The following is a 25944-nucleotide window of genomic DNA, read 5'->3' on the forward strand; positions in this document are numbered from 1 at the left end:
CCTATCTCATCAGGAATGTAAACTTATCAATGTTTCTTAAAGCAATACCTGTTCCTTTGGCTACCACGTGTAACGGATCATCTACTACTTTGAACGGAATACCGATTTTATCGGTCAGCCGTTTATCCAAACCACGAAGCAAAGCACCGCCTCCTGTCAGGTAAATTCCATTACGTACAATATCGGCATATAACTCCGGGGGAGTTTGTTCCAGTGCACTAAGCACCGCTGAATCCACTTTAGAGATCGACTTTTCAAGGCAGTGTGCTATCTCCTGATAGGATACGGGCACATCCATCGGCAAAGACGTCATGCGATTAGGACCGTGAACGACAAAATCTTCTGGAGGATCCTGAAGCTCGGTCAAGACGGAGCCTACATTAATCTTGATCTGTTCGGCGGTTCTCTCTCCCACTTTCATGTTGTGCTGACGCCCCATATAATCCATAATGTCTTCGGTGAGGTCGTCACCGGCAATCTTTATCGATTTGTTCGATACTATCCCGCCCAGTGAGATCACAGCAATCTCTGTTGTTCCCCCACCTATGTCCACAATCATGTTCCCTTCGGGAATCTCCACATCCAGGCCGATACCCAGAGCAGCTGCCATAGGCTCGAAGAGCATGTAAACATCGCGTCCTCCGGCATGTTCAGCTGAGTCACGAACCGCACGGATTTCCACTTCGGTGCTTCCTGACGGAATACAGATTACTACCCGAAGTGACGGCGAAAATAATCCGCCTTTGTTTTTTGTAGCCATTTTAATCATACCGCGAATCATCTGTTCTGCGGCGTTAAAATCAGCGATTACACCATCCCTCAGGGGCCTGACCGTATGTATGTTTTCGTGTGTTTTTCCGTGCATTTGGCGGGCCTTCTCGCCCAGCGCGATCATCCTGTCGGTCTTGCGGTCCAATGCCACTATGGACGGCTCGTCCAGCAGAATTTTTCCGGCATTGTTTACAATAATGGAGTTGGCGGTTCCCAGGTCCATTGCCAACTCTTGTGTGAATGAAAATAATCCCATATTGTTATGTTTGTTACGAGTTGCAGGGTGTGTTCACACTGCGAGAACCCACCCCTGGCTTCTCAATCAATGTTTAAAATGCCTGATCCCGGTTGTAACCATGGCCAGGCCGTTTTCGTTACAGTAAGCAACCGACTCTGCATCCTTGATGGAGCCTCCCGGCTGAACTACAGCTGTTATTCCGGCTTTATGCGCTATTTCAACGCAATCGGGGAAAGGAAAGAAAGCGTCCGATGCCATTACGGCCCCGTTAAGGTTAAATTTAAACGTTCCTGCTTTCTCTATCGCCTGATTCAACGCATCCACTCGCGATGTTTGTCCGGTCCCGCTAGCAATCAATTGCTTGTTTTTCGCCAGCACTATAGCGTTCGACTTCGTATGTTTCACCAGGATATTTGCGAACAGCAGATCTTCCGTTTCTTTTTCCGTTGGAACTTTTGCGGTTACCACCGTTAAATCGCTTCTTGTCTGAATACTCGTATCTTTATCCTGCACCAGGAATCCGTTTAATGCAGAACGGACCTGTGTATTGTTCGCCTCCTTTCCGGTTATTTTTTGCTTGAGGATGATCCGGTTCTTCTTCTGGAACAGGATATTGAGCGCATCCTGCGAATAATCGGGAGCAATAATTACTTCGAAGAAAATTTCATTTATGACTTTAGCGGCATCTGCATCCACCTGACGGTTAGTAACCACAATTCCGCCGAAAGCAGAGATAGGATCAGCCGCTAGAGCTGCATCCCAGGCTTCTTTTACCGTACTCCGACAGGCCATGCCACAAGCATTATTGTGCTTCAGAATAGCCAAGGCTGTTTCATCAAAATCGGCAATCAACGAAACGGCGGCGTCTATGTCGAGCAGGTTGTTGTACGAAATCTCTTTGCCGTGCAACTGCTCAAATATTTCATTAAAGTTACCGTAAAAAACGCCCTTTTGATGCGGATTTTCCCCGTATCTCAATGTTTTGCCACTGTCGGCAGAAATCCGCAAAACGGGGCTTTCGCCCTTGTCGAAATAATTAAAAATAGCCGAATCGTATCCCGATGAAACGGCAAAGGCTTCCTTGGCAAACCAGCGCCGATCCTCAATGTCGGTATTTCCGCTTTTCTTTTTTAACAGATCGAGCAACGGTTTATATTGCTTCATGGAAGCCACAACAATCACATCTTTAAAGTTTTTGGCAGCCCCGCGAATAAGCGAGATTCCGCCAATATCTATTTTCTCGATAATTTCATCTTCGGGAGCTTGTGTAGCTACGGTTTCTTCAAACGGATATAAATCAACGATGACCAGGTCTATAGAGGGAATATCATAGGATTTGATGATTTTCCGGTCCTGCTCCTCGTCACGGCGGTACAGAATTCCCCCGAAAACTTTAGGATGCAGTGTCTTTACCCGTCCGCCTAGAATAGATGGATAGCCGGTAACATCCTCCACCGATTCACACTCATAACCCAACGACTGGATAAAATCACGGGTTCCCCCCGTTGATATAAGCTTTACGTTTAAACTGTTCAGCAATTTCAATATCTCCTCCAGGCCGTCTTTGTGGTATACCGAAATGAGTGCCGAATTTATTTTCTTTGACATCAATGATTATTTTTTTAAAGAATACAAAGGTATAAAATCTATCGGTCATTTTTGTGAAATTGGAGTTTGTTTTATGAATTTTTGAGAAAAAGAAGCTGTTCGGGGTTGTGCGACCGGATGGCGACCGCTTTTATCATGCTTTTTTAAATAATTATGCAAAGTATAGCAATTAATCAGTAGAAAAAAAAGAAAATATTGTCACTTGAATTTAATCAAGGAACTATCGAAATTAAAATATATAAATTTAATAATCAGAAATATAAAAAATAAAAGCACCTATGTTGATAACTTTTCCGGAAAACTTTATTGGTTTTCTAAAAAAGTAAATTTACCTTTGTGGTAACATTTGGTTTTTATTCATAGTTGTCTTTATGAATAAAATAAAAGGGAATGCCGTGAAAATCGGCAACAGTTCCCGCTGCTGTAAGCTCTTTTTTTGCGTGCTGAACAAACACCTCCATAGCCACTGTTTCGATAAACCGGAACGGGAAGGCGTTCAGACACGGGAGTAAGTCAGAAGACCTGCCAGATGTATTTATATACTCTTTTTGATGTCTTTCGGGTAAAAAGACGGTTAAAAATTTGATATCCCTATTTGTTATTTTAAAAACTGGCAGGTTTGCAGGTTTCAAGGGCTATTTATCCAATTATCTAAATGTCTAAATATGGGCAACAAAGAAATTTTTATTGTAAAACGAGACGGGAAAAAGGTTCCCTTCTCCATCGAGAAAATCAGAAATGCCGTTGCAAAAGCATTTCTGGCGGTAGGATCTTTCGCCACCGAAGAGGACTTTATCACGCTCCTCTCCCACCTCCACATTTCTGACGGCATGACTGTGGAAGAAATTCAGAACCAGGTAGAAACAGCGCTGATGAGGGAAAAATACTTCGCCGTTGCAAAAGCATACATGCTCTACCGGCAGAAACATACCGAAACACGTGAAATCCAGAGCAAGATGAACTTCCTGATGAACTATTGCAACGCACAGAACGCAGCAACGGGAAGCAAGTTCGATGCCAATGCCAACGTAGAGAAGAAAAACATTGCCACCCTCATCGGGGAATTACCCAAAAAGAACTTCATTGACCTAAACCGGAAAATGATCACCGACCGTATGAAGGAGATCTACGGGAAGGAGCTTGCCGACAAATACATCGGTATGCTGAACGAGCATTTTATCTATAAAAACGATGAGACCAGCCTAGCCAACTACTGTGCCAGCATCACGATGTACCCGTGGTTGCTGAACGGCACCCTTCCCATCGGTGGCAACTCCATGCCCCCGACCAACCTGAAATCGTTCTGCGGTGGGTTCATCAATATGGTGTTCATCGTGTCGAGCATGCTCAGCGGCGCCTGCGCCACGCCCGAGTTCCTGATGTACCTGGACTATTTTATCCGAAAAGAGTACGGCGACGACTATTTCGGGCGTTCCGGGGACGTGGTGGACCTGTCAAGGAGGCAACGAACAATAGACAAAATGATTACCGACTGCTTCGAACAGATCGTTTATTCCATCAACCAGCCTACGGGAGCACGTAATTTCCAGGCGGTTTTCTGGAATATTTCCTACTACGACAGGCTCTACTTCGAAAGCCTGTTCGGGGAATTCCTTTTTCCCGACGGATCACGCCCCGTATGGGAATCGCTCAGCTGGTTACAGAAACGATTTATGAAATGGTTTAACAAGGAACGCACCAAAACCGTGCTTACCTTTCCGGTGGAAACGATGGCATTGCTCTCGCGGGAAGAGGATGTGATCGATACAGAATATTCCGATTTTACCGCCGAAATGTATGCCGAAGGACACTCTTTCTTTACCTATATGAGCGACAATGCCGACTCATTATCGAGCTGCTGTCGCCTGCGCAACAAGATTCAGGACAACGGGTTCAGTTATACATTGGGGGCCGGCGGAGTGTCCACCGGATCGAAAAGCGTGCTCACCATCAACCTGAACCGCTGCGTTCAGTTCGCAAAACGTACGGGACAACCCTACAGCATTTTCCTTGAAGAGGTGGTGGACTTGACACACAAGGTACAGACCGCCTATAACGAAAACCTGAAGATGTTCCAACAAAAAGGGATGCTACCGTTGTTCGACGCGGGATACATCAACTTGGACCGTCAATACCTTACTATCGGTGTAAATGGGTTAGTGGAGGCGGCTGAATCGCTGGGGATAGCCATCAACCACAATCCTCAATATAAGGCCTTCGTACAGGAGGTGCTCGGGATCATTGAGCGATACAACAAAAAATACCGGTCGAGAGAATTGATGTTCAACTGTGAGATGATTCCCGCGGAAAACGTGGGCGTGAAACATGCCAAATGGGACAGGGAGGACGGTTATTTTGTACCGCGCGACTGCTACAATAGCTATTTTTACCGGGTGGAAGATCCATCGCTGAACGTGATCGACAAGTTCCGCCTGCATGGACGGGACTATATTGAGCACCTGACGGGCGGATCGGCGCTTCACCTGAACCTGGAGGAACATCTCTCAAAAGCACAATACCGACAGTTATTGCGCGTAGCAGCCCACGAAGGCTGCAACTATTTCACCTTCAACATTCCAAATACCGTATGCAACGATTGTGGCGTCATCGACAAGCGCTTTCTGAAAGAATGCCCCGGATGCAGATCCCTGAATGTGGACTACCTCACACGCATTATCGGCTATATGAAGAGGGTGAGCAATTTCTCGGCTGCCCGGCAAGCGGAAGCGGAAAGAAGACATTACGGAAAGCCGGACACAACAGAGAAGCCTAAAGAGGAACCTATTATTTATTAAGGTTATACATTAGCCGCAAGCATACCAAAGCTATGTTTGAGAATGAGATGCCAGAAAGGTATTACAGAAAAGCGGACATTTCAACCATAAGATAATTTTTATGCTTAAATATACAGACTATGATATTGTTTTTCAAGAGATTCCCGACGAGGTGACGTTAGCCGTCAACCTGTCGGGTTGCCCGCACCGCTGCAAAGGGTGCCACAGTCCTCACCTGCAGCAAGACATAGGGGAGGAACTGAACGAAGGAGCCCTTTCGAGACTGCTGCAGCTCTATGAGCATTCAATCACCTGCATCTGTTTTATGGGGGGCGATGCTCATGCCGAAGAGGTATGCCAGCTGGCAAACCATATCCGGATGGGTTGGAAAGGAAAGCTTAAAACGGCATGGTATTCAGGAAACAGTAACCTGCATCCTATGGCTACTGGTCGTTTTGATTATGTGAAAACAGGCCCCTATCTGGAAGCACTGGGAGGGTTAAACAAAAAAACAACCAATCAACGGTTGTACAGGTTTACAGGCGGCAGTTTTAAGGACATTACAGCAGAAATGCAGAAATAAAAAAACTCTCTACTTTTTATTTATTATTTTGAAAAGGCATTCCAAGTGATTGGCGTGCCTTTTAGTTAACTCTGCTCATAAAAAACAGCCTACAATCACTTGCCGGCTGCGTAGAGCGGTGAGTAGAGCCGCTTAAAATAGAGAGAATGAAAAATATTATTCGGAAAACAACTTCACTTCTACCTCATCGTTGACATTTTCATTAGCGTAAAAGTTTCCGTTGTTTATATTTTCATTAGTATTGAGTGTTAGAAAATAATTCAAGTCGTTTATAGAGTTATCCATCAGCCTTCCCTTTACGACTCCCTTTCCCGTAAGAAAAGTGTTTTCCCAAATGCTTGAGACGGCCTGTTTGGTCTTTTTAATCGTCTTGCTGCGTACAACAAGTTTCTCTATAATCCCCGACAAGCTTCCAGCAGATGCTTTACACAAGTCACGCACAAAACTGTCAATGGCTAATAACAACTCCTCTTTATGCCGGTGCGCATTCTCTATATTGTTTTCGTTTCCTCCGTAATGCGCAACAAGCATTTCCACAGCCGAGGGAGACAAGTTGGACAATACCATATCCGTAAACTTCTCCGCATCGGGAATGCGGATTATCCCCTTAAGCCATCGGGGTAAATATACAGGCAAGGATGAATGATATTCACTGATAAGAGCCGATATCATCTCATTAAAGCCTACATCAACCATCTTTTTCGCATAAGCCTGGAAATTCATACCCGAAGGAATAGGAAAATCTATACTATCCGTTAATTTTGTTTGTATGTCCAGATGGTTATTCGAAAGATCAATCACCTGGTAAGGACACGGATAAGTCACAACGGAGCCTGTCTCAATATCGTAAAGATAATTGCTTTTTTCATCTTCGATTCGGGCAATATCCGATGCATGAAAGTGTCCGGTAAACACAACATTCAGGCCGGCTTCCATGAATGATTGCTGAACCCATTCGAAATTATCGACGAGGTAAGGGCTAGCAAAAAAAGACTGATGGTCGAAATGTTCCACTACTCCGTGATGCATCATGGCAATCACTTGTTTTCCCAATAACTTAGCAAGCCGGACTTCATTTTTTATCCAGTTCATGGTTCCAGGTTTTACGGTACCGTGAGTGACACACGAATCTTTTTTCGCACCCCGGGAGATAAAAGTGTTGTCGCGATATTTACAGGCATCGATACAAATTATCCTTAACCCCTCGACAGGTTCATTTACGTAAATCAACGAATGTTCATCCAGACTGAGAGCGCTGTCATAGCCGTAATCCGAGTAAATATCTTTAAATTCAGCAGGTGTAACCGATCTAACCTTACGGGTTTCGCCTCCGTGAAAGATTACGGCGTCGGGGTTGTCGATATCGTGATTTCCGGGAACCACCAATACCTTCACTCCTTTTTCCCTGAGCGGAGACAAGAGTTCCACCACTCCACGGTGACTAACCAATTCTCCGTCTTTGGTCAGGTCGCCGGGAATAAGGACTACGTTTACATCCTCGCACAACAGATTCTCAACCAATTTCCGCAACAAGGCGTCGCTTTCGAGAAGAAGTTTTCTGTCGCGCCGTAAATAATCTTCCAGCGCTTTGCCTTTCTCAACAATCAGTGCCGGATACGTGTAATGCAGATCGGATATCACACCAATTCGGGCATGTTGTGCCTCAACGGAAAAAAACGAAGTGATAACCCAAAAGAAGAAAACGGATGAAACGGTTCTTTTCATTTTGTAGAAATTGTAAATTTCGTACAGTAAAACTACGCAATGAATGTTACGATCCGCTTACTTTTTCATTAAGATATAATGAAGATTTAGCTACAGAAATGTTAAGGGTAGATCTGATAACGTCGTCATACCTGGCAGACTACACGCCATGATGTAGTTTTAAACAGTTTTCCCTTTTTTGCGATTTTAGCCGTATAAAATAATATATCTTGCGCTATTTACAATAATTACTGCGTGAATTATATAAAATAATTTAAAAAACCAATGTTAATTTGTATTATGTTTGTTCATGAATTTATCCGTAACGTTAAAAGGGACGATTGAAAAACTTATATAACTGAACACATTAGATTTATAGCATGAAACATAAACCTAAATACTGTTTATTCTATGATAATCATACGATGAAGGCTATTCCCGATGTGGGAGAAAACTTTGATGTAGAAACTTTTACCGATAGAATCAGAAACTGTGGAGTCGATTATCTCGTGTTTCATGCTCGTTGTAATCAAGGGCTTGCATATTATAATACCCGGATTGGGACAAGACACCCTTCCTTAAAATACGATCTTTTCGGCAAATTGTCAGAAGCTTGTCAACGAAAAGGGATTGCATTGGGAGCATACTTTAATGCGGGTATTAGTAGTGAGGAAGGATTGCAGCATCGGGAGTGGACAACCTTGTATTTCGATGGCAGGTCGTTGCGTGAACCACGTTTTACGCCGCATGTCCGTACCATGTGTTACAACTCGGGATATAGGGATCATCTGATTGAAATGATAAAAGAAGTACTTTACCAATATCCCGTTGGGGGACTGATGATTGATTGCTTAATCAATTATCCCTGTGTATGTCCTGTCTGTGTACAAGAGATGAAGAAAAGAAATATGGATTGGTCGGATTTAAGCGCGGTCACTCGTTTTGCGGAAATTTCAGCAGTACGTTTAGCAAAAGATATTGCGGAGGAAGCGATGAAAATAAACCCCGATTTACTTATTTCCAATAATTATCCGAGTTACGAAGAGTTATTGGGAATAAATACCTATTTCGATGTGGTGTCTTTACCGGCATCGGATAGCGGATACGAGTTTATGCCTGTGATGGCCCACTATTTAAGGACGCTGGGCGACTATCCGGTTTTGAATATGACGGGCCGGTTTTACGATTGGGGGGATTTTGGAGGATTACGTCCCGGGGAAGCCATCAAGTCGGAGTTGCTTTACGGGTTGGCCAACGGGATGCGTCCCAATATCGGAGGCCATTTTCACCCCAGGGGGGATCTCGAGAATGCCGTCCTTGACAGGGTGGAAAGAATATACAGGGAACTCCAGACCATGGAACCCTGGTTCGACAACGCCAAGAACATAACTGAAATAGCCATCGTCTATCCAAAGAAAATTGCAAACATACGGGGCGACAGACAACTCAAAAGCGCGGTGCGCATGTTGAGCGAATTGAAGCAGCAGTTCGATGTGGTGACGCTGGCATCGGACTGGAGCAAGTACAAGGTGCTGATCTTTCCCGACGACATTCTCTTTGACGAGGAAACGGCAAGACGCGTGAAGAAACACGTCAATGAAGGAAAGGCGGTCATTTCAACGGGGTTCTCCGGCCTTGATCCGGAGAAGAGACATTTTGTGCTCGAACAGGAATGGGGCATCAAATTTTTAGGAGAAAATCTGTTTGATCCGGCTTATTTTACCGTAGGGGAAAATTGTAATGAAGGGTTGCCGGACATGCCGCTCTCTTTATACTCCAACGGCATTGAAGTGGAAGCCTCCGGTAAAACAAGAACGGAGGCACGTCTTGTAAAACCATATCATAACCGGGATTGGGATGGGGAATATGCTTTCTATTATAATCCGCCAGACAAGGTGACGGAGAAGCCGGCGCTTACAATTAACGGGCAGGTGGCCCATTTCAGCCACCGTATATTCTCCGGGTATTACGATAAGGCATCCGTGGAGTTAAGAACAGTCTTTTCCAACGTGCTCGACCGGTTTCTTGCCAAACCGTTAGTAAAGACAAAAAATTTACCGTCATTCTCCCGGGTTTTTGTCACGGAACAACCCAAAAGAAGAATGGTGCATTTGCTTTCTTATCTGCCCGAGATGAGGGGAAATACGCAAATGATCGAAGAACCCATTGAACTTGACAACATAACCCTATCCCTTCGCCACGATGATAGAAATTTCAAGAACATCTACCTGGCACCCGAAAAGGTGAGGCTGTCTTATACCCTTGAAGGTGATTATGTCCATATCAACGTACCTAAAAGCAAAGGATACTCTCTGCTGGTTATCGAAGAATAAACAAATAACAAACATATGCAGTTATGAAAAAAATTATTATTCCATTATTTGTATTGATTAACATCATTTTAATGTCATGTGTGCAAAAAAATGAAAGTGGCAACCTCGAAAATGACGTTGTAATCGAAAATGAACAATTTAAATTAGTTATCGGTAATAATGCCGCTGCTAAGAGTTTGAAACTGAAGTCTACCGGCGAGGAGTGTTTGATGCAGGGAGAAAATATGGCAATTATCTCAGTGACTCAGGAAAGGCCGTACCACAATGAAATAAAATTGGGTCACCCCAATAAGAAAACGACATACCAGGCCGATACTATTTATCGGGAGGGAGACAAACTCATTGTTGGATTTGAATTAATTCCGTACAAAGCGGTTATTCAAGTCAAGGAAACACCTGATTATATAGGTTTCAGCCTTTACGATTTTATTACGGACGGCGTTTATCCCTCGTACCTTAAAATAACTCCTCCTCCCGCTACTGAAGTATGTATTTTACAATTACCCATCCGTAACCGGGAGAATTTTGGAGAATGGCTAAATGTCAGTTGGGATAATAAGGCTGCTATTAATGTGTTAGCCACAGATGAATACGCCTATATCGATTTTGAGAAACGAAACGGGTATAAAATATTGAAGGCAAGTGCCATTAAGGATATAAAATTTAAAGGCACCGGGGCTGCATTAATTGTTTCTGAATCCGATAAATTGCTGGATAATATTGCTCAGATAGAGAATGACTTTAATCTGCCCAAAGGCGTAGAAAGCCGTAGAAATGATTTTATCAATGCTTCATACTATTGGACGGCAAACATAAATCCAACGAATGTCGATCAACACATCAAATACGCCAAGATGGGTGGTTTCAGGTTGATGAATATCTATTACCCCAGTTTTGAAGGAGGAGGAGGATACGGTATCATTGGAAGTTATGAAATTGACAAGACGTTATATCCCAATGGAAAAGAAGATCTTCAGAAAATGTTGGATAAGATTAAAGCGGAAGGTATCATTCCGGGTGTTCATTTTCTTCATTCACATATCGGCAGAAAGAGCCAGTACGTAACTCCCGTTCCCGATTACCGGCTAAATCTCGTAAAAACATTTAATCTGTCGGAAAACCTGGGAAGGGACGATACGACTGTGTATGTAGAACAAAATCCCGAAGGATCCGTCATGGCGGAGGGATGCCGGGTTTTGAAGGTAGGAACGGAACTTATTTCATATGAGAATTTTACTACTGTACCACCTTATAAATTTACGGGATGCAAAAGGGCGATCGATAACACTACGGTGAACAGCCTTCCCAAGGGATACTCCATTGGTATACTGGATGTCAGTGAATTCGGCGCTACCAGTGTTTATATAAACCAGAAAACCAGCTTACAAGATGAAATTGCTGAAAAAATTGCGGCAATTTATGATGCCGGATTTCAATTTTTCTATTTTGACGGTTCAGAGGGGGTGGATCCTCCATTCGGTATCAACGTTGCTTTAGCGCAGTACAGGGTATTTAAACGGTTAAAACCCCAGCCTTTATTTGCAGAAGGGGCTGCTAAAACACATTTTAGCTGGCATATGTTGAGTGGAGGAAATGCTTTTGATGTTTTCAGGCCGGAAGTATTGAAGGAAGAAACAAAAAAATGGCCGGCAGAAGAAGCTCCCCGGATGAGACAGGATTTTACACGAATCAACTTCGGATGGTTGGGTTATTGGGTTCCAAGTGAGACAACCGTAGGAACACAACCGGATATGTTGGAATACGTTACCAGTGTGGCAGCGGCCTGGGATTGTCCGATTTCCATTCATTCTAATCTTGAGGCATTTGAAGCTCATCCAAGAACTCCGGACAACCTGGAAGTAGTGCGAAGATGGGAGGAGGTCAGAGCGAAGCATTGGCTCACGGAAGAGCAGAAAAATGAGCTGAAAAATACGGAACAAGAGCATCATCTATTACTGAATGAACAAAATCAATTTGAGTTGGTGCCTTATGAGCAAATATCCGGCGCGGCGGGAAACAGCAAAGAAATCAGGGCTTTCATATTCCAGAGAAAGGGAGAGTATTACGTTGTTTATTGGCACATATCCGGAAATAAGAAACTGGAATTACCAATAGACAATAATAATGTAAAACTATACGAGAACCTGGGACAGGAAATTAACTTAATCCCCAGTCAAGAAAACCAGACAATAATCCCGGCCGACAGCCGTAGATACCTGAAAGTGAATGGAGTAACAAAAGAGCAATTAATAGATTGTTTTGTCAAGGCTAAAATTCTCAATTAAAAAACCTGTCGTAAAGTTAGATTTCTAGAGTGGTTTAAACAAAAAGAATTAACCCCTCAACAAATACATCTTTAGTAATTATTCAATTTCTTAAATAAGAATAATAAAACAAACGTCAAACATGAGATTTTCTATTGTCTTACTTATCATAGCCAGTGTTGCATTAAACATAGATGCAAGAACAAATGATAACAGGGATATCGTCATTGAAAACGATCAAATGAGATTTGTTATCGGGGAAGATGGAATTGCCAAAAGTCTACTGTATAAACCAACCAATGAAGAATGTCTTTCGCAGCAATTAAACATGCCTGTTTTCTCTGTCACTCAGGAAAGGCCATTCCACAATGAAATAAAACTGGCTTATCCAACAAACAAAATAACATTCAATGCTAAATCCGTTAAAAAAGAAGGGAACGAACTGATTGTTGATTTTGAACTGATTTTCTATAAGGCACGTATAAAATTAGATATAACACCCAATTATATAAACTTCACGGTAAAGGATTTTTTTATAGAAGGCAATGATTATGGCATTGGTGTAAATAAAGGGATTTTACCTCCCGTTTATGAAATGAATTTTATTCAATTGCCTGTGCGCGACCGAGAACACTTCGGAGAATGGCTCAATGTAAGCTGGGACAATAAAATAGCCATTAACGTACTCGCAACAAATATTCATGCGCGGATCAATTCAGAAAAGCGTGAAGGGTATCGCATAATGAAGGCGGCAGTTGAAAGGGACATTCAGCTATTAGAGGTTGGAGCCGCTTTGATAGTCTGCAAAACAGGCGATTTACTAAACAATATCGCCCGGGTGGAGGAGGATTTTAATTTGCCAAAGGGCGTTGAAAGTCGCAGACACAAACTATACAATGCATCTTATTATGCCGCTTCGGATATCACTCCCGACAACGTAGATGAACATATAAAATATGCAAAAATGGGAGGATTTCGCAGTATGAAAATTCCATATAGCGCTATTGTAGAAAGTGGCCCATCATGGAGTAAAAAGGGAGATTATGACTGGAGAAAATCAATTTACCCAAATGAAAGGGAGGATTTGGAAAATTTACTTAAAAAAATCAAGGGTAAAGGCATCTCACCCGGTTTACATTTTTTACATTCACATATAGGAAGAGACAGTAGGTATGTTACGCCTATACCCGATCATCGATTGAATTTGCTTAAATATTTTACGCTGGCAAAACCACTGGGAACTAGCGACACAGAAATATTTGTGGAACAAAATCCAGTCAGTACTACATTAGCAGATGGTATGCGCGTGCTAAAAATAGGAACCGAATTGGTTTCCTACGAGAGCTATACGACATCGTGGCCGTATAAGTTTATCGGTTGTACAAGAGGAGTTGACAAAACAACCATAAATTCATTACCGGTTGGTACCATTTTTGGATTGCTTGATGTAAGTGAGTTCGGCACCCAAAGAAGTGTTTATATTGATCAGAGAACCAGCTTACAAGATGAAATTGCGGAAAAACTGGAAAACATATATAACGCCGGATTTGAGTTTTGCTACTTCGACGGTTCAGAAGGAGTTAACCCTCCATTTTGGTTTAATGTCCCTTATGCGCAGTGGAGAGTTTATAAGAGATTTGATCCTACACCCATTTATGCAGAAGGAGCGGCAAAGTCACATTTTAGCTGGCACATGCTAAGTGGAGGAAATGCGTTTGATGTTTTCAGGCCGGATGTTCTGAAGGAAGAAATAAAAAGATGGCCAGCTCAACAAGCAAGGCGGATGAAAGCCGATTTTTCAAGGGTTAATTTCGGGTGGCTGGGCTATTTTGTTCCTAATGAAAAATCAATTGGGACACAGCCTGATATGATCGAATTTGTAACTAGCGTAGCTGCTGCTTGGGATTGTCCTGTTTCATTAAACTCAAATTTGGAGGGATTTAAAAAACATGCCCGAACAGCCGATAACCTGGAAGTTTATAGGAGATGGGAAGAGGTAAGAAGTATTGATTGGCTCACCGAAAAACAAAAAACAATGCTTCAGGATATGGAACAAGAGCATCATCTATTACTGAATGAACAAAATCAATTTGAATTGGTGCCTTATGAACAAATCTCTGGCGTAGCAGGAGGCAGCAAAGAAATCAGGGCTTTCATATTCCAGAGAAAGGGAGAATATTACGTTGTTTATTGGCACATATCCGGAAATAAAAAACTTCAACTACAGTTAAAACCATCCGATATTACTTTATACAAGAGATTGGACGAGGAAGAGCCTGTTAATGACTCGAACGGTAATATTCTTATTCCCCTAAATGACAGACGGTATATCCGAACGAATAAACTTACCAAAGAAGAAATACTAGCCGTGTTATCTAATGCTAAAATCATTGATTGAAAAAATGAAGAAAATCATTCCTTTTGTTATTTACCTTGTCCTACCCTTTCTGGTTTATCCGCAGGGCAAAATTCATACGCCTAAGTATTGTCTGTTTTACGATAATCATACTATGCCTGCAATCCCGGATGTAGGAGAAAATTTTGATGTAGAGGCATTTACTGATAGGATCAAAGCCTGTGGAGTAGATTACCTGACATTCCACGCCCGCTGTAATTTGGGAATGGCTTATTACGATACAAAGATTGGCATAAAACACCCTTCTCTAAAATATGATCTTTTCGGGCAGCTTGCAGATGCATGCAATCGGAAAGGGATTGCTCTTACGGCATATCTGAATGGGGGAATAAGTAGTGCTGAGGGATTAAAACACAGAGAGTGGACGACTCTGTATTTTGACGGCCGCGAATATCGTGAGCCACGTTTTACGCCTTACGTACGAACCATGTGCTACAATACCGCTTACAGAGATCATTTAATTGCCATGGTAGAAGAGATCGCACGAAATTATCCGGTGTCCGGCTTCTTTATTGATTGCCTTCAGAATTTCCCTTGCGTCTGCCCTGTTTGCGTAAAGGAAATGAAAGAAAAGGGAATTGATTGGAACAATCTGGACGAAGTAACAAAATTTTCGGAATTCTCCGCACTGAGATTAGCTGAAGATATTTACAAAGCGGCAACGAAAATAAATCCTAATTTATTAATATACCACAACAATCCCGGTTACGAGGAACAGAGTAAATTCAGTACTTACTTTGAAGTAGAATGCCTTCCTGCCGGCGCATGGGGATATGAATACTTACCGGTTTTATCTCACTATTTAAGGACGCTGGGCGACTATCCGGTTTTGAATATGACGGGCCGGTTTTACGATTGGGGGGATTTTGGAGGATTACGTCCCGGGGAAGCCATCAAGTCGGAGTTGCTTTACGGGTTGGCCAACGGGATGCGTCCCAATATCGGAGGCCATTTTCACCCCAGGGGGGATCTCGAGAATGCCGTCCTTGACAGGGTGGAAAGAATATACAGGGAACTCCAGACCATGGAACCCTGGTTCGACAACGCCAAGAACATAACTGAAATAGCCATCGTCTATCCAAAGAAAATTGCAAACATACGGGGCGACAGACAACTCAAAAGCGCGGTGCGCATGTTGAGCGAATTGAAGCAGCAGTTCGATGTGGTGACGCTGGCATCGGACTGGAGCAAGTACAAGGTGCTGATCTTTCCCGACGACATTCTCTTTGACGAGGAAACGGCAAGACGCGTGAAGAAACACGTCAATGAAGGAAAGGCGGTCATTTCAACGGGGTTCTCCGGCCTTGATCCGGAGAAGAGACATTTTGTGCTCGAACAGGAATGGGGCATCAAATTTTTAGGAGAAAATCTGTTTGATCCGGCTTATTTTACCGTAGGGGAAAATTGTAATGAAGGGTTGCCGGACATGCCGCTCTCTTTATACTCCAACGGCATTGAAGTGGAAGCCTCCGGTAAAACAAGAACGGAGGCACGTCTTGTAAAACCATATCATAACCGGGATTGGGATGGGGAATATGCTTTCTATTATAATCCGCCAGACAAGGTGACGGAGAAGCCGGCGCTTACAATTAACGGGCAGGTGGCCCATTTCAGCCACCGTATATTCTCCGGGTATTACGATAAGGCATCCGTGGAGTTAAGAACAGTCTTTTCCAACGTGCTCGACCGGTTTCTTGCCAAACCGTTAGTAAAGACAAAAAATTTACCGTCATTCTCCCGGGTTTTTGTCACGGAACAACCCAAAAGAAGAATGGTGCATTTGCTTTCTTATCTGCCCGAGATGAGGGGAAATACGCAAATGATCGAAGAACCCATTGAACTTGACAACATAACCCTATCCCTTCGCCACGATGATAGAAATTTCAAGAACATCTACCTGGCACCCGAAAAGGTGAGGCTGTCTTATACCCTTGAAGGTGATTATGTCCATATCAACGTACCTAAAAGCAAAGGATACTCTCTGCTGGTTATCGAAGAATAAACAAATATTTTTATAATAAACATGCACTTCTGGTAATAAACAGATCTCTCTTTAAAGGTATTCGAATACGTATATGTAAATACAATCAAAAAAATGAGAAAAAATTTTACCCGTAGAAATTTTTTAATTACAAGCACTACCGGCCTCGTCGGAATGACTGTTTCACCCACTATGGGCTTTGCTGAAAAGAGTGATATTTCCACAGAAAACACCATAAAAAACAGAAACGTAACCCCTTTCCTTTCAGAGGTTGAACGCCTTGCTGTGGAAGAATCGTATGACTACCACAAACATCTTTCAACGGCTCCTGTGCATGTATGGAGAAGGGACAAGAGCACCTCGGCGGAAAAGGATGAGATGACCATTCTCAATCACGGGTGGAAACTGGTTTACTTGAAACAGGCAGGTATTGTCACCTTAACCGCCGTTCAAGATTTTCAGGATTATATGGTTATTTCACACGGTGTGGCAATAGAATTCGAAGAAAGGGTCACCTTGAATGACTGGAAGAAATTAAGTCAATGTATTGTTGCAGGAACGAGAGAGCAGCTTCCCGGATGCGGGTTAACCCTTAAAAACCCCAAAGATTACGAAATACAGGTAACTCCTCGTCGTATTGTTGTGTGTGGTTATGACGAACAAGGAACAATGTTCGGCCTTTATAACCTGGAAGCAAGAATGAATCTTCGTGAAGCTCCTTTTTTACCCAACAACTTAAAAACAGTTCGCCACAGTTTATACCATACGCGCATGGTTCTATCGTGGATGGGATGGATGGAATGGCCTGATGCACTTTTGTCCCATCTTGTTCATGACGGCTTTGACGGTATTTTTGCCGGTGTATATACCAACCCGAATGGAGACCGGACAACAGCCGATAATTCTACCGATTTTTACGCACGCCTGATGTACGGAGTGCGTAAACAAGATCCTGCAAAAATAAGAGATCTGATTAAACGAGCTTCCAAATACGGCTTGAAAGTTTACACGCAGATCATTTTCCAATACTTGGGAACCGAAGAAAGCGAAGCGGAATTGCGTAGACTGGTACGCGATATTGTCCGGGAATTTCCTGAAATCAACGGATACATCCTCTTAACGGAGGGATTCTGGTACAAAAAATGGGGGGGAGGCCACGGTGCAAGTAAGGAGTACCTTCAGGATTGGGCTAAAAACTGGTCGTATGCTGTGGGAATAGTCGAAGAAGAGTGTCATAAAATGAACCCGGCCATAGAAATACTTCCATGGGAATACAATATCGATTTTCGTCCCCAAAATACGGAAATAAAGCGCTATTTCATTCAACAACTCCCTGAGAACACCACCCCCATGCTCACCTGGGAAAATGGAAAAAGTTTTGAAATAGACGGCATGCAGGGATATTTGCGTGATTATTCCTTAAATCAAATTGGCCCGGCCGAAGTGACGGAAGCACAAATAGAGGAAGCCAAAAATCGTAACATGAGGGTCTTCTCTAAAGTAGACACCTTTGCCAGTTGGCAATACGGAACAATACCTTATCTGCCCTGTCCTTATCAATGGCATGACCGTTATAAGGCGTTGGAAAGACTAGGTGTGAACGGAACGTTGGAGAGCTGGAGCAGCGGTTACAAACCCAATTTTTTAAGTAAGCTTCGTGCATGGACTTGTTGGACAGATTATCCTTCTTTTGAGACACTTTTGAATCAAACGGCTACGGTAATTTTTGGAAAAAATCAGCAGGAACAGGTATTAAAAGCATGGGAACATTTTAGCAGGGCTATCCGTCTTGTTCCCGACACCGGGCCTAATATGGGCACTAACAATGCTATTGGAAACCCTATATTTTTCCAGGTACCCCCAGTAAGAACAGCAACTTTTACCTATTCATGGTCAGATCCGGCAAAAAATGATCCAGATCTCAACCCTTACTGGCCGTTTACCGTTTCCCGTATGGTATTCTTCCCCGATTTTTCGAATCAGGTAAATAGAGCAGAACAATATGCCAGAAATGCAACAGGTATTGTCGCTACAAATGAAACAAAGATTCTGCCCCTTTTCCTTAATTATCTAAAAAAAGCCATTGATGAAATGGAAAGGGGATTGACTTTATACAGGTCTGCCGCAATTAACAGTCCTGAGGCTAAACGCAGAGAAGCGGTAAGAGAAGTAATTGTGGCTGAACAACTACAACGAATGATGCAAAGCGACTACGCTATCCTTGAATTTGAAGATCTCCGGATGAAGCTAGTAAAAGAAAAAGAAAAAGAAGCTATTCAGGAGATCCTTGATAGAATGGAAAATATTGTAAAAGACGAGATCGAACGGACTGAACTCTCCTTATTGGCCACAACTAGAGATTCCCGTATGGGTTTTCAGTTTGAGCAGGATTATGTCTATACCCCATACTCATTAAAAGAGAAACTTTTGGTTTTGAAAGACACCTTATTGTACCAGTTGCCTAAAGTCAGAAAAGAAAACATTCGATAAACTTTATAACAAAATTATTAATGAAAAAAAACTGTATTATGAACACAACAACAATCCCAACAAGTGAATTTAAAGAAAGAATCAGGAAGTTTCAGGCAAACATCAAAAAAGAAGGCTTAGACGCCTGTTTAGTACATGCCACAGAATCAGACATGGCATTCGTCAGGTATTTGAGTGAGTACTGGCCCGTGTTTGAAACAGCTGCGGTATTTGTACCGGCACAGGGAGAAGCAATATTGTTAGTTGGCCCCGAAAGTGATTTATACGCGTCTCAGAGAAGTTTTTTCAAAAATATTGAAAAGTTGATAGAATACCGCGAATCAGCTGAGCCGGACGCGCCTGGGATGTCTTTTATTACATACAAAGATTTGTTGGAGAAATACGATTTGCAACACATTCGTAAATTAGGCATCGTGGGATGGGCTATTACTCCCCTACCCGTATATACCTCCCTAAAAGAGCAGCTTCCTAACGTAGAAATCGTAAAAGCAGACATGACCCTTTGGCCCCTTCGGTTCGTAAAAAGTGAAAATGAACTCGCATGCATGAGGAAGGCGTACCAGATATCGGAACTTGCTGTGGAAGCTATATTGAACGAGATAAAACCGGGTATGACGGAACTCCAGGTCATTGGAATTGCCCAACGTGAGATATATAAACACGGGGGAGAATATGAAGGACACTCCCTTTACTGCTTTTGCGGAGAGTCTACCAACAATGCTATCTCGAGACCGGGACACAATACAATCGTAGAAAATGAAGTAATACAACTTAATATAGGCGCAAGAGTCAGTGGCTATTCATCCAGCGTGGGTTTGCCGTTCTCCATCGGGCCGTTGCCCGAGCGAAAAAGACGTTTAATAGAATTTGGGTTAGAAGCTCACAAAAAAACCATAGGTATGATTGCTGCAGGAAAGCCTGCCGGACAAGTTGTCAATGACTACGAGAATTGGGTAAAGAATCAAGGTTTTGGCCAATATCTTCTTTACGGCCCGTGTCATGCTATCGGCATGATGGAAGTAGAGCGCCCCTGGATGGAATCGACTTCCGAATATCTATTGCAGAAAAATATGACTTTTCAAATCGATACTTTTTTCTACGATAAAGATTTTGGCTTAAGGTGGGAAAACGGAGTCATTGTTAAAGATGGCGGTGTAGAAATGATGTCCTCTAAATTTATGAAATACATTGAACTTTAAACAATAAAAAATATGCGTTACGAATATATGTTTCCGGATCAAATCCGAAAGTCTATTGATGAGAATACTCCGGTAGTTATGGCGTTAGGTGTTATAGAATATCATGCCGAACATCTTTGCACAGGTGTAGATACATTAGTTGTACAAGGTGCGTTGGAAATGTTGGAGAAAGAAATGGAGGTGATTATTTTACCGCCTTTTTGGTTCGGCGCAGGATCTTATGCCGTATCCGGGCCTGAACGCAAGGGAGGCATGCACATTGATTCAGGCGTACTCAACACCTTTGCACGGCAATTATTTTACAACCTGTTGCGAATTGGTTTCCGCAATATAAATTTGTTTTATCACCATCAAAGTGAAAACTTCGCGAGCGGTATGCCAAACGATTTAGCATTCAGGCTGGCCGCCAAGCAGGAAATTTTCGCTTTTCTCGACCGGGAAAAAGGGGATGGCTGGTGGGGAGAAGACAAGGCCTCTGCCAATTACTACGCAGAACATGATGCGGGAACGGACCCGTTCAGTTGGATTCGGGTAGAACCCTTTATGAGTGCCGAGGCACAGGCACAGTGGCCGATTGATCATGCCGGTGAACAAGAGACCTCACTTATGATGGCTTTTGCTCCCGAAGGAGTCGACATGAAGCGTTTCGACGACAAATATTGGTATGCACAACACGCACCCAAGGCTAACATGGAATATGCGAATAAGGCAAAGGCCTTTATCTTGACAGATTTAAAGAAAAGATTAAGCAAATAAAAATGACCGGAATTGAGTTAACTGAACTGCTGAACAAGTCTTATCGACGTTGGCACCTTACCGGTAATATGGAAAATGGCGTGATAGCCGCATTGGATCTGGAAGGACGGTTGTTCACGATTGTAAACGGACAAGTTTTAAACAGGGTTCAGCCCTCGGCCATTGAAAAACGTTCCAATAAAAATGCATATCAAAACCCTGGGGGCGACGCGCTTTGGCCCGCCCCCGAAGGGACAACGTTAGGTTATGAATACCCAACAGGAAACTGGCGGGTTCCACCATCTGTTACTGGAGCAGTGTGGGAAGTTATTTTATCAGAAGAGGACAAAACGGTCTTAAGGGCTGAAATTGATTTGATAAATAACCAACAAACAGGCCTTCCGTGTGAATTTGAAAGACACGTAAAGATTGAAACAGATCAGCATGTTTTCAGACAAAACGTTACCGAACTTATTCGATACGTGGGAAAAAAGACGATCAACAACGGAGAATTTATGTTAGCGCCCTGGTCGTTGTGCCAGTTCGATTCTGGTGAAAGAGGCAGAGTCGTAATACCTGTTTCTGATGAAGAAAATGTTTGGGACTTGTACAACTCCAGTAAACAGCAGCGTTTTATTGAAGATGGCCGACTGATTGTCAACACAGAAACGGATCAAAGGTTTCAGTTGGGGTTAAGTGAAAAAGTAGATTGGATGGAATACCTTCCCGGTGAAAAGTTCAGGGTAAAGCGCAGCGTGTTGAACGTTGCATCGAAACATCAATATATTGATATTGCGGATATTTCTCCCGATAAAACTCCTTCAGCCAAAGGGGTCAAATTGAGTGTTTATTGCGACCCCTCCGGATTCATGGAGATAGAAGGTTGCGGTAGATGTCCCGATACACTAACACCCGGTATAGAAATGAGTGTCGATATTTTAACAGAATACATAGTTACAGATTATTAATGATTTAGATTCCGTATGTACAGCGATAAACATACAAAAGCTCAATTAATAACATATTAAGAATGAAAGTAGATAAAAAAAACATCATTGTACCGTTACTCCTGGTGGGTTCGATGAATGCTATATTGGGTTTTGCACTGGGAGTTAATGCTTTTTTTATTCCTTTTGTAAAACAGGCATTTCATGTTACCACAGCAATGTCATACTTGATCATGCTGGCTACATTTTCGGCTTACCTGGTCTTTGGTGGCGTAGCAGGCAATATTTTAAAAAAAGCAGGTTATAAAGGCGGAATGGTCATTGCACTTATACTGATGGCTGTAGGTTTTCTCATTATTGTGCCTTCAGCTAAAACGGTAAACTTTTCCTTGTTTTTATTGGCCCTCTTCATCAATGGTTTGGGACAAGCACTGCTGACAGGTGCTTACAGCACCTATGTCTCCATTATAGGATCACCTGAAAGTGCAGCATCAAGAATTTCATTCATGGGGATTTGTGCGAAAATATTTTATGCTGCCGCATCTTTTATTTTGGCTGTTTTTATGGATTTGAGCAATGTAAGGATAACCGACATTATTACTCCGTTTTATATCATTGCAGCCGTAATGTCTGTAATGGGAATTATCTATTATTTTTCTCCTCTGCCTGAAGTAAAAGCTATAGGAGAAGAAACAGAAACAGGAGAAATACAGAATTCTTATTCTTCTACAAAAACAAGTGTATGGCAGTTTCCACATTTGCTTTTAGGAGTTGTGGCCATATTTTTTACGGTGGGAGTGGAATACCTGGCTTTAGGAACAATAAATGATTATGCCAATATATTGGGATTGTCTTCCCCACATAACTATGTGTGGTTTGTTTCGTTTGCCATGATAGTAGGATATTTGGTAGGGATGATTTTTATCCCAAAATATATAAGTCAGACGCAGGCATTGCTTGCATCTACCATATTAGGAATTATTGTGAGCATAACCATTCTTATATTGCCTTCTACTATTTCTATCTACTTAATACCTTTATTGGGGCTCGCGAACGCTTTGTTGTGGCCTGCTATATGGCCCTTAGCTATTGCCGACTTAGGAAAGTTCACCAAATCGGGTTCTGCGTTATTGGTAACCGGGATTGTGGGTGCGGGCATTATTCCGTTGATCTTTGGGTATTTTGCACAACACTTTTCTTATCAAATGGCTTATGCCATAGGATTACCGGCTTACCTATTTATTATGTATTATGCACTGTGGGGAAGTAAAATACGGACAAAACAAGCCTGATTATATGGATTGAATTACTTGTCTTGACGAAAATTTGTAAAGTTGCTTACCAGGAGGAAAGTAATCACATAAATCTTTTACGGTATTCTACCGGGGTACAGCCTTTTATTTTTCTAAACAACCTGAAAACGTTCGAATAATCATTAAATCCGGATTTAAAAATTATGTCGGATATGGATAAATTTGTCGTGGTTAACAAAAAAGTAAAATGTTCTATTCTTAAATTAAGAATAAACTGGTAGAGCGAAATTCCCATTTCATTTTTGAACTTACTTTCTATACTCCTGCGGGAAAGAGGCACTAAAGAAGTTAATTTATCTATTTTTATTGCCGAATCAAAATTCTTTTGAAGGTATTTCACAATTTCCAGGATATATTTATCTTTAACATTATAGTTCTCTGTAGATTTTCGCAATTCAATTCCTAAAGGGTTAATACAAATACTGAACGGCTTTGGATTATTCTCCTGTAACGTCTCATGAATCTTTCTGCCCAGTTCATATCCTCCCTTTTCAGCGTCCAGTATAATGGAAGAGATTGGAGGATCGGATAAATTACAAATTAATCTATCGTTGTCTACTCCTAAAAGAGCAATTTCTTTAGGGATGTTTATATTGTTTAATTTACAAATTTCCGATATCTGTATGGCAAAACTATCGTCGCATGCGAAAATTGCAACCGGCTTCGGCAGAGAAATCAGCCAATCTTCCAATTGGGTGTGCGTGTGCTCCCATTGCTTATCATTCAAATCTTCACTCTCGAAGTAATAATAATTTCCTTTAATTTTTTCAATTTCACGCCTATAACCCTCGGCTCTTTCTCTTGACCAGATAAATCCTTTATTTCCGTAGAAAGCAAAATTATTATAACGCCTTTGAATAAAAAACTTCGCAGCCATCGCCCCCATCCCAGTGTAATCGCCTGTAATATTTGAAAAACATTTGCCTTCCTCTTTGTAGTTTTGTAAAAAAACCGGTATCTGTAACTTCTGAAGCGATTCCAAACTCATGTAATTCCATTGGGCTATAATAATATTGGCCTCCCACTTTTGAGCCCACGCTATTACGCCTTCTTCTCCATGGATGTTTTTATAGTAAACAGGAAGGCGATAAAAACTCCATTGTCCCATTTCCTGAGCATATTGGATTAACCCATCCAGGAAACGGCGGCTGAACTCAGTTGAGTAATCTATTAGGACCAATACTTTAATCACGTTTTTTAAATAGGGTTAATAAAAAATTTCACGTTGTTTTTAAGGATAAAATTAAACCTTCTTTTTCTTTTTTCCGAGATCGTTAGTTATACTTTCCTGCATAGATCTTATGCAAATGTAAATAAATCTCGGCTCTTTCACAAAAATGATTCGTTGCAGAGCCATGAAGGATGAAAACAAAAGAAAAAAACCGCCTCATTCCTGAGACGGTTTATAATCTGTAGTCTGTATAAAATCATCTCACTTCCCAACCCAGTGCGCTGGCGCCAAGTACCGCTGCATCACTTTCCTTGAGTTCAGAGAAGATCAATTTCACTTTGTTTTTGAAAATGGGCAACAGGTTTCTTTCCATTGATTCGCGGATTGGGTTCATAATTAGATCACCGGCTTTCGCCAATCCTCCAAAAAGGATAATGGCTTCAGGGCTTGAGAACGCTACAAAATCAGCAAATGCTTCACCTAACATTTCACCGGTAAAACGGAATATTTCTTTGGCCATTTCATCGCCTGCCATAGCCGCATCAAAGACATCTTTGGAAGTGATGTCATCAATGGGGATGTTACGCAACTGAGTTTTTGCGTCGTGTTGAAGCTCCAGGTATTCACGTGCAGTACGGGCTACTCCCGTTGCTGAGGTATATGCCTCCAAGCATCCCGATCTTCCGCAACCACACACTCTTCCGTTCGTGCGCCGCATGATTACATGTCCAAGTTCACCTGCAAAGCCATCGTGGCCGTACACCATTTGTCCGTTCACCACAATCCCACTTCCTACACCGGTTCCGAGAGTGATTACAATAAAGTCTTTCATTCCGCGGGCTGCTCCGTATGTCATTTCACCGATGGCTGCCGCATTGGCATCGTTGGTAAGCGCCACGGGAATACCTACTCTGTCTTCCAGCATTTGTGCAAACGGAATAACTCCTTTCCAACGAAGGTTGGGAGCAAATTCGATACTTCCGGTGAAATAGTTGCCGTTGGGTGTTCCGGCTCCAATTCCTTTGATTTGATCTTTAGTGGCAATATCCTTGATCACATCTTCAATCACTTGGCTCAATTCATTCAAGTAGTCTTCCACTTCAGCATGCTTAGCCGTTTTCAGACTTCCGCTACGTAAAATCTGTCCCCTCTTATCAACGATACCCACAACCGTATTTGTACCGCCGACATCTATACCTATTACATAAGGTTTATCCATGAGTTTCTGTTTAAATGTTATTCAATGAGATTAATTGTACTCGCAAATATACGATTAATTTGTCATCCTTACTTGAAATCGTTAAAAAAAATACAAGCGACCCGCTTTTTTTAAATTAAACTCAAATAATGGGTAATGATTTTATAATTTGACATATCTTTGCAGATCGTTTTGCCAAAACGACAGTTTTTCACATTA

16 protein-coding genes and 1 riboswitch are annotated in these 25944 nt (G+C 42.2%); of the genes, 11 read left to right on the forward strand and 5 right to left on the reverse strand.

Going from position 1 to position 25944, the window contains the following annotated elements:
- Position 1: 1 nt before the first annotated feature.
- A complete protein-coding gene (locus AACM02_RS09885) occupies positions 2-1027 on the reverse strand; it encodes a rod shape-determining protein (RefSeq protein ID WP_214062758.1) in 1026 nt (341 codons plus the stop codon).
- A 66-nt stretch (positions 1028-1093) separates the two neighbouring features.
- Positions 1094-2617, reverse strand: a complete 1524-nt coding sequence (gene purH / locus AACM02_RS09890) for a bifunctional phosphoribosylaminoimidazolecarboxamide formyltransferase/IMP cyclohydrolase (protein WP_339116854.1) — start codon at positions 2615-2617, stop codon at positions 1094-1096.
- A gap of 330 nt (positions 2618-2947) precedes the next feature.
- A riboswitch (cobalamin riboswitch) is annotated at positions 2948-3162 on the forward strand.
- 120 nt (positions 3163-3282) lie between these two features.
- On the opposite strand from purH, the gene nrdD reads away from it, so the two are divergent.
- Both nrdD and nrdG read left to right on the forward strand, forming a co-directional pair.
- Positions 3283-5412, forward strand: coding sequence for an anaerobic ribonucleoside-triphosphate reductase (gene nrdD, locus AACM02_RS09895; protein ID WP_339116855.1), 2130 nt, complete (start codon positions 3283-3285; stop codon positions 5410-5412).
- A gap of 100 nt (positions 5413-5512) precedes the next feature.
- Positions 5513-5974, forward strand: a complete 462-nt coding sequence (gene nrdG / locus AACM02_RS09900) for an anaerobic ribonucleoside-triphosphate reductase activating protein (protein ID WP_332456427.1) — start codon at positions 5513-5515, stop codon at positions 5972-5974.
- A gap of 156 nt (positions 5975-6130) precedes the next feature.
- Here nrdG and AACM02_RS09905 read toward each other — a convergent pair whose 3' ends face one another.
- Positions 6131-7699, reverse strand: coding sequence for a metallophosphoesterase (locus AACM02_RS09905; protein ID WP_339116856.1), 1569 nt, complete (start codon positions 7697-7699; stop codon positions 6131-6133).
- A gap of 359 nt (positions 7700-8058) precedes the next feature.
- Between AACM02_RS09905 and AACM02_RS09910 the strand changes: the two genes are divergently transcribed.
- The 9 genes from AACM02_RS09910 (at position 8059) to AACM02_RS09950 (ending at position 23335) form a co-directional block, all read left to right on the forward strand.
- The gene (locus AACM02_RS09910; RefSeq protein ID WP_339116857.1) at positions 8059-10011 is read left to right on the forward strand and encodes an alpha-amylase family protein; all 1953 of its coding nucleotides are present in this window, start codon (positions 8059-8061) and stop codon (positions 10009-10011) included.
- A gap of 23 nt (positions 10012-10034) precedes the next feature.
- On the forward strand, positions 10035-12296 hold the full coding sequence (locus AACM02_RS09915; RefSeq protein ID WP_286855838.1) for a hypothetical protein: 2262 nt from the start codon (positions 10035-10037) through the stop codon (positions 12294-12296).
- Between the two features lie 121 nt (positions 12297-12417).
- Positions 12418-14673, forward strand: a complete 2256-nt coding sequence (locus AACM02_RS09920; RefSeq protein ID WP_339116858.1) for a hypothetical protein — start codon at positions 12418-12420, stop codon at positions 14671-14673.
- A 4-nt stretch (positions 14674-14677) separates the two neighbouring features.
- On the forward strand, positions 14678-16693 hold the full coding sequence (locus AACM02_RS09925) for an alpha-amylase family protein (protein WP_339116859.1): 2016 nt from the start codon (positions 14678-14680) through the stop codon (positions 16691-16693).
- Between the two features lie 93 nt (positions 16694-16786).
- Positions 16787-19162, forward strand: coding sequence for a hypothetical protein (locus AACM02_RS09930; protein ID WP_286848642.1), 2376 nt, complete (start codon positions 16787-16789; stop codon positions 19160-19162).
- A gap of 38 nt (positions 19163-19200) precedes the next feature.
- Positions 19201-20361: a M24 family metallopeptidase gene (locus AACM02_RS09935; protein WP_321716209.1), complete on the forward strand. Its 1161-nt coding sequence runs from the start codon at positions 19201-19203 to the stop codon at positions 20359-20361.
- A gap of 12 nt (positions 20362-20373) precedes the next feature.
- Positions 20374-21117 (forward strand): creatininase family protein, encoded by a 744-nt coding sequence (locus AACM02_RS09940; RefSeq protein WP_332456752.1) that lies wholly within the window; start codon positions 20374-20376, stop codon positions 21115-21117.
- A 2-nt stretch (positions 21118-21119) separates the two neighbouring features.
- A complete protein-coding gene (locus tag AACM02_RS09945) occupies positions 21120-22064 on the forward strand; it encodes a DUF6786 family protein (RefSeq protein ID WP_339116860.1) in 945 nt (314 codons plus the stop codon).
- A gap of 62 nt (positions 22065-22126) precedes the next feature.
- Positions 22127-23335, forward strand: coding sequence for an MFS transporter (locus tag AACM02_RS09950; RefSeq protein ID WP_339116861.1), 1209 nt, complete (start codon positions 22127-22129; stop codon positions 23333-23335).
- Positions 23336-23399: 64 nt separating this feature from the next.
- On the opposite strand, the gene AACM02_RS09955 is transcribed toward AACM02_RS09950, so the two are convergent.
- Positions 23400-24548 carry a DNA-binding transcriptional regulator gene (locus tag AACM02_RS09955; protein WP_339116862.1) on the reverse strand — a complete coding sequence of 383 codons (1149 nt, stop codon included), beginning with the start codon at positions 24546-24548 and terminating at the stop codon, positions 23400-23402.
- A gap of 235 nt (positions 24549-24783) precedes the next feature.
- A complete protein-coding gene (locus AACM02_RS09960; protein WP_286845308.1) occupies positions 24784-25746 on the reverse strand; it encodes an ROK family protein in 963 nt (320 codons plus the stop codon).
- Positions 25747-25944 lie beyond the last annotated feature (198 nt).

It is taken from the genome of Petrimonas sp. (assembly GCF_963921705.1).
Taxonomy (GTDB): domain Bacteria; phylum Bacteroidota; class Bacteroidia; order Bacteroidales; family Dysgonomonadaceae; genus Petrimonas; species Petrimonas sulfuriphila.

Excerpts from the sequence above, each read along its gene's own strand:
- AACM02_RS09915 (WP_286855838.1), top strand. The coding sequence starts at position 10,035 with ATGAAAAAAATTATTATTCCATTATTTGTATTGATTAACATCATTTTA.
- AACM02_RS09905 (WP_339116856.1), bottom strand. The coding sequence starts at position 7,699 with ATGAAAAGAACCGTTTCATCCGTTTTCTTCTTTTGGGTTATCACTTCG.
- AACM02_RS09950 (WP_339116861.1), top strand. The coding sequence starts at position 22,127 with ATGAAAGTAGATAAAAAAAACATCATTGTACCGTTACTCCTGGTGGGT.
- AACM02_RS09920 (WP_339116858.1), top strand. The coding sequence starts at position 12,418 with ATGAGATTTTCTATTGTCTTACTTATCATAGCCAGTGTTGCATTAAAC.
- AACM02_RS09885 (WP_214062758.1), bottom strand. The coding sequence starts at position 1,027 with ATGGGATTATTTTCATTCACACAAGAGTTGGCAATGGACCTGGGAACC.
- nrdD (WP_339116855.1), top strand. The coding sequence starts at position 3,283 with ATGGGCAACAAAGAAATTTTTATTGTAAAACGAGACGGGAAAAAGGTT.
- AACM02_RS09925 (WP_339116859.1), top strand. The coding sequence starts at position 14,678 with ATGAAGAAAATCATTCCTTTTGTTATTTACCTTGTCCTACCCTTTCTG.
- AACM02_RS09960 (WP_286845308.1), bottom strand. The coding sequence starts at position 25,746 with ATGGATAAACCTTATGTAATAGGTATAGATGTCGGCGGTACAAATACG.
- AACM02_RS09910 (WP_339116857.1), top strand. The coding sequence starts at position 8,059 with ATGAAACATAAACCTAAATACTGTTTATTCTATGATAATCATACGATG.
- AACM02_RS09930 (WP_286848642.1), top strand. The coding sequence starts at position 16,787 with ATGAGAAAAAATTTTACCCGTAGAAATTTTTTAATTACAAGCACTACC.
- AACM02_RS09940 (WP_332456752.1), top strand. The coding sequence starts at position 20,374 with ATGCGTTACGAATATATGTTTCCGGATCAAATCCGAAAGTCTATTGAT.
- AACM02_RS09945 (WP_339116860.1), top strand. The coding sequence starts at position 21,120 with ATGACCGGAATTGAGTTAACTGAACTGCTGAACAAGTCTTATCGACGT.
- purH (WP_339116854.1), bottom strand. The coding sequence starts at position 2,617 with ATGTCAAAGAAAATAAATTCGGCACTCATTTCGGTATACCACAAAGAC.
- nrdG (WP_332456427.1), top strand. The coding sequence starts at position 5,513 with ATGCTTAAATATACAGACTATGATATTGTTTTTCAAGAGATTCCCGAC.
- AACM02_RS09935 (WP_321716209.1), top strand. The coding sequence starts at position 19,201 with ATGAACACAACAACAATCCCAACAAGTGAATTTAAAGAAAGAATCAGG.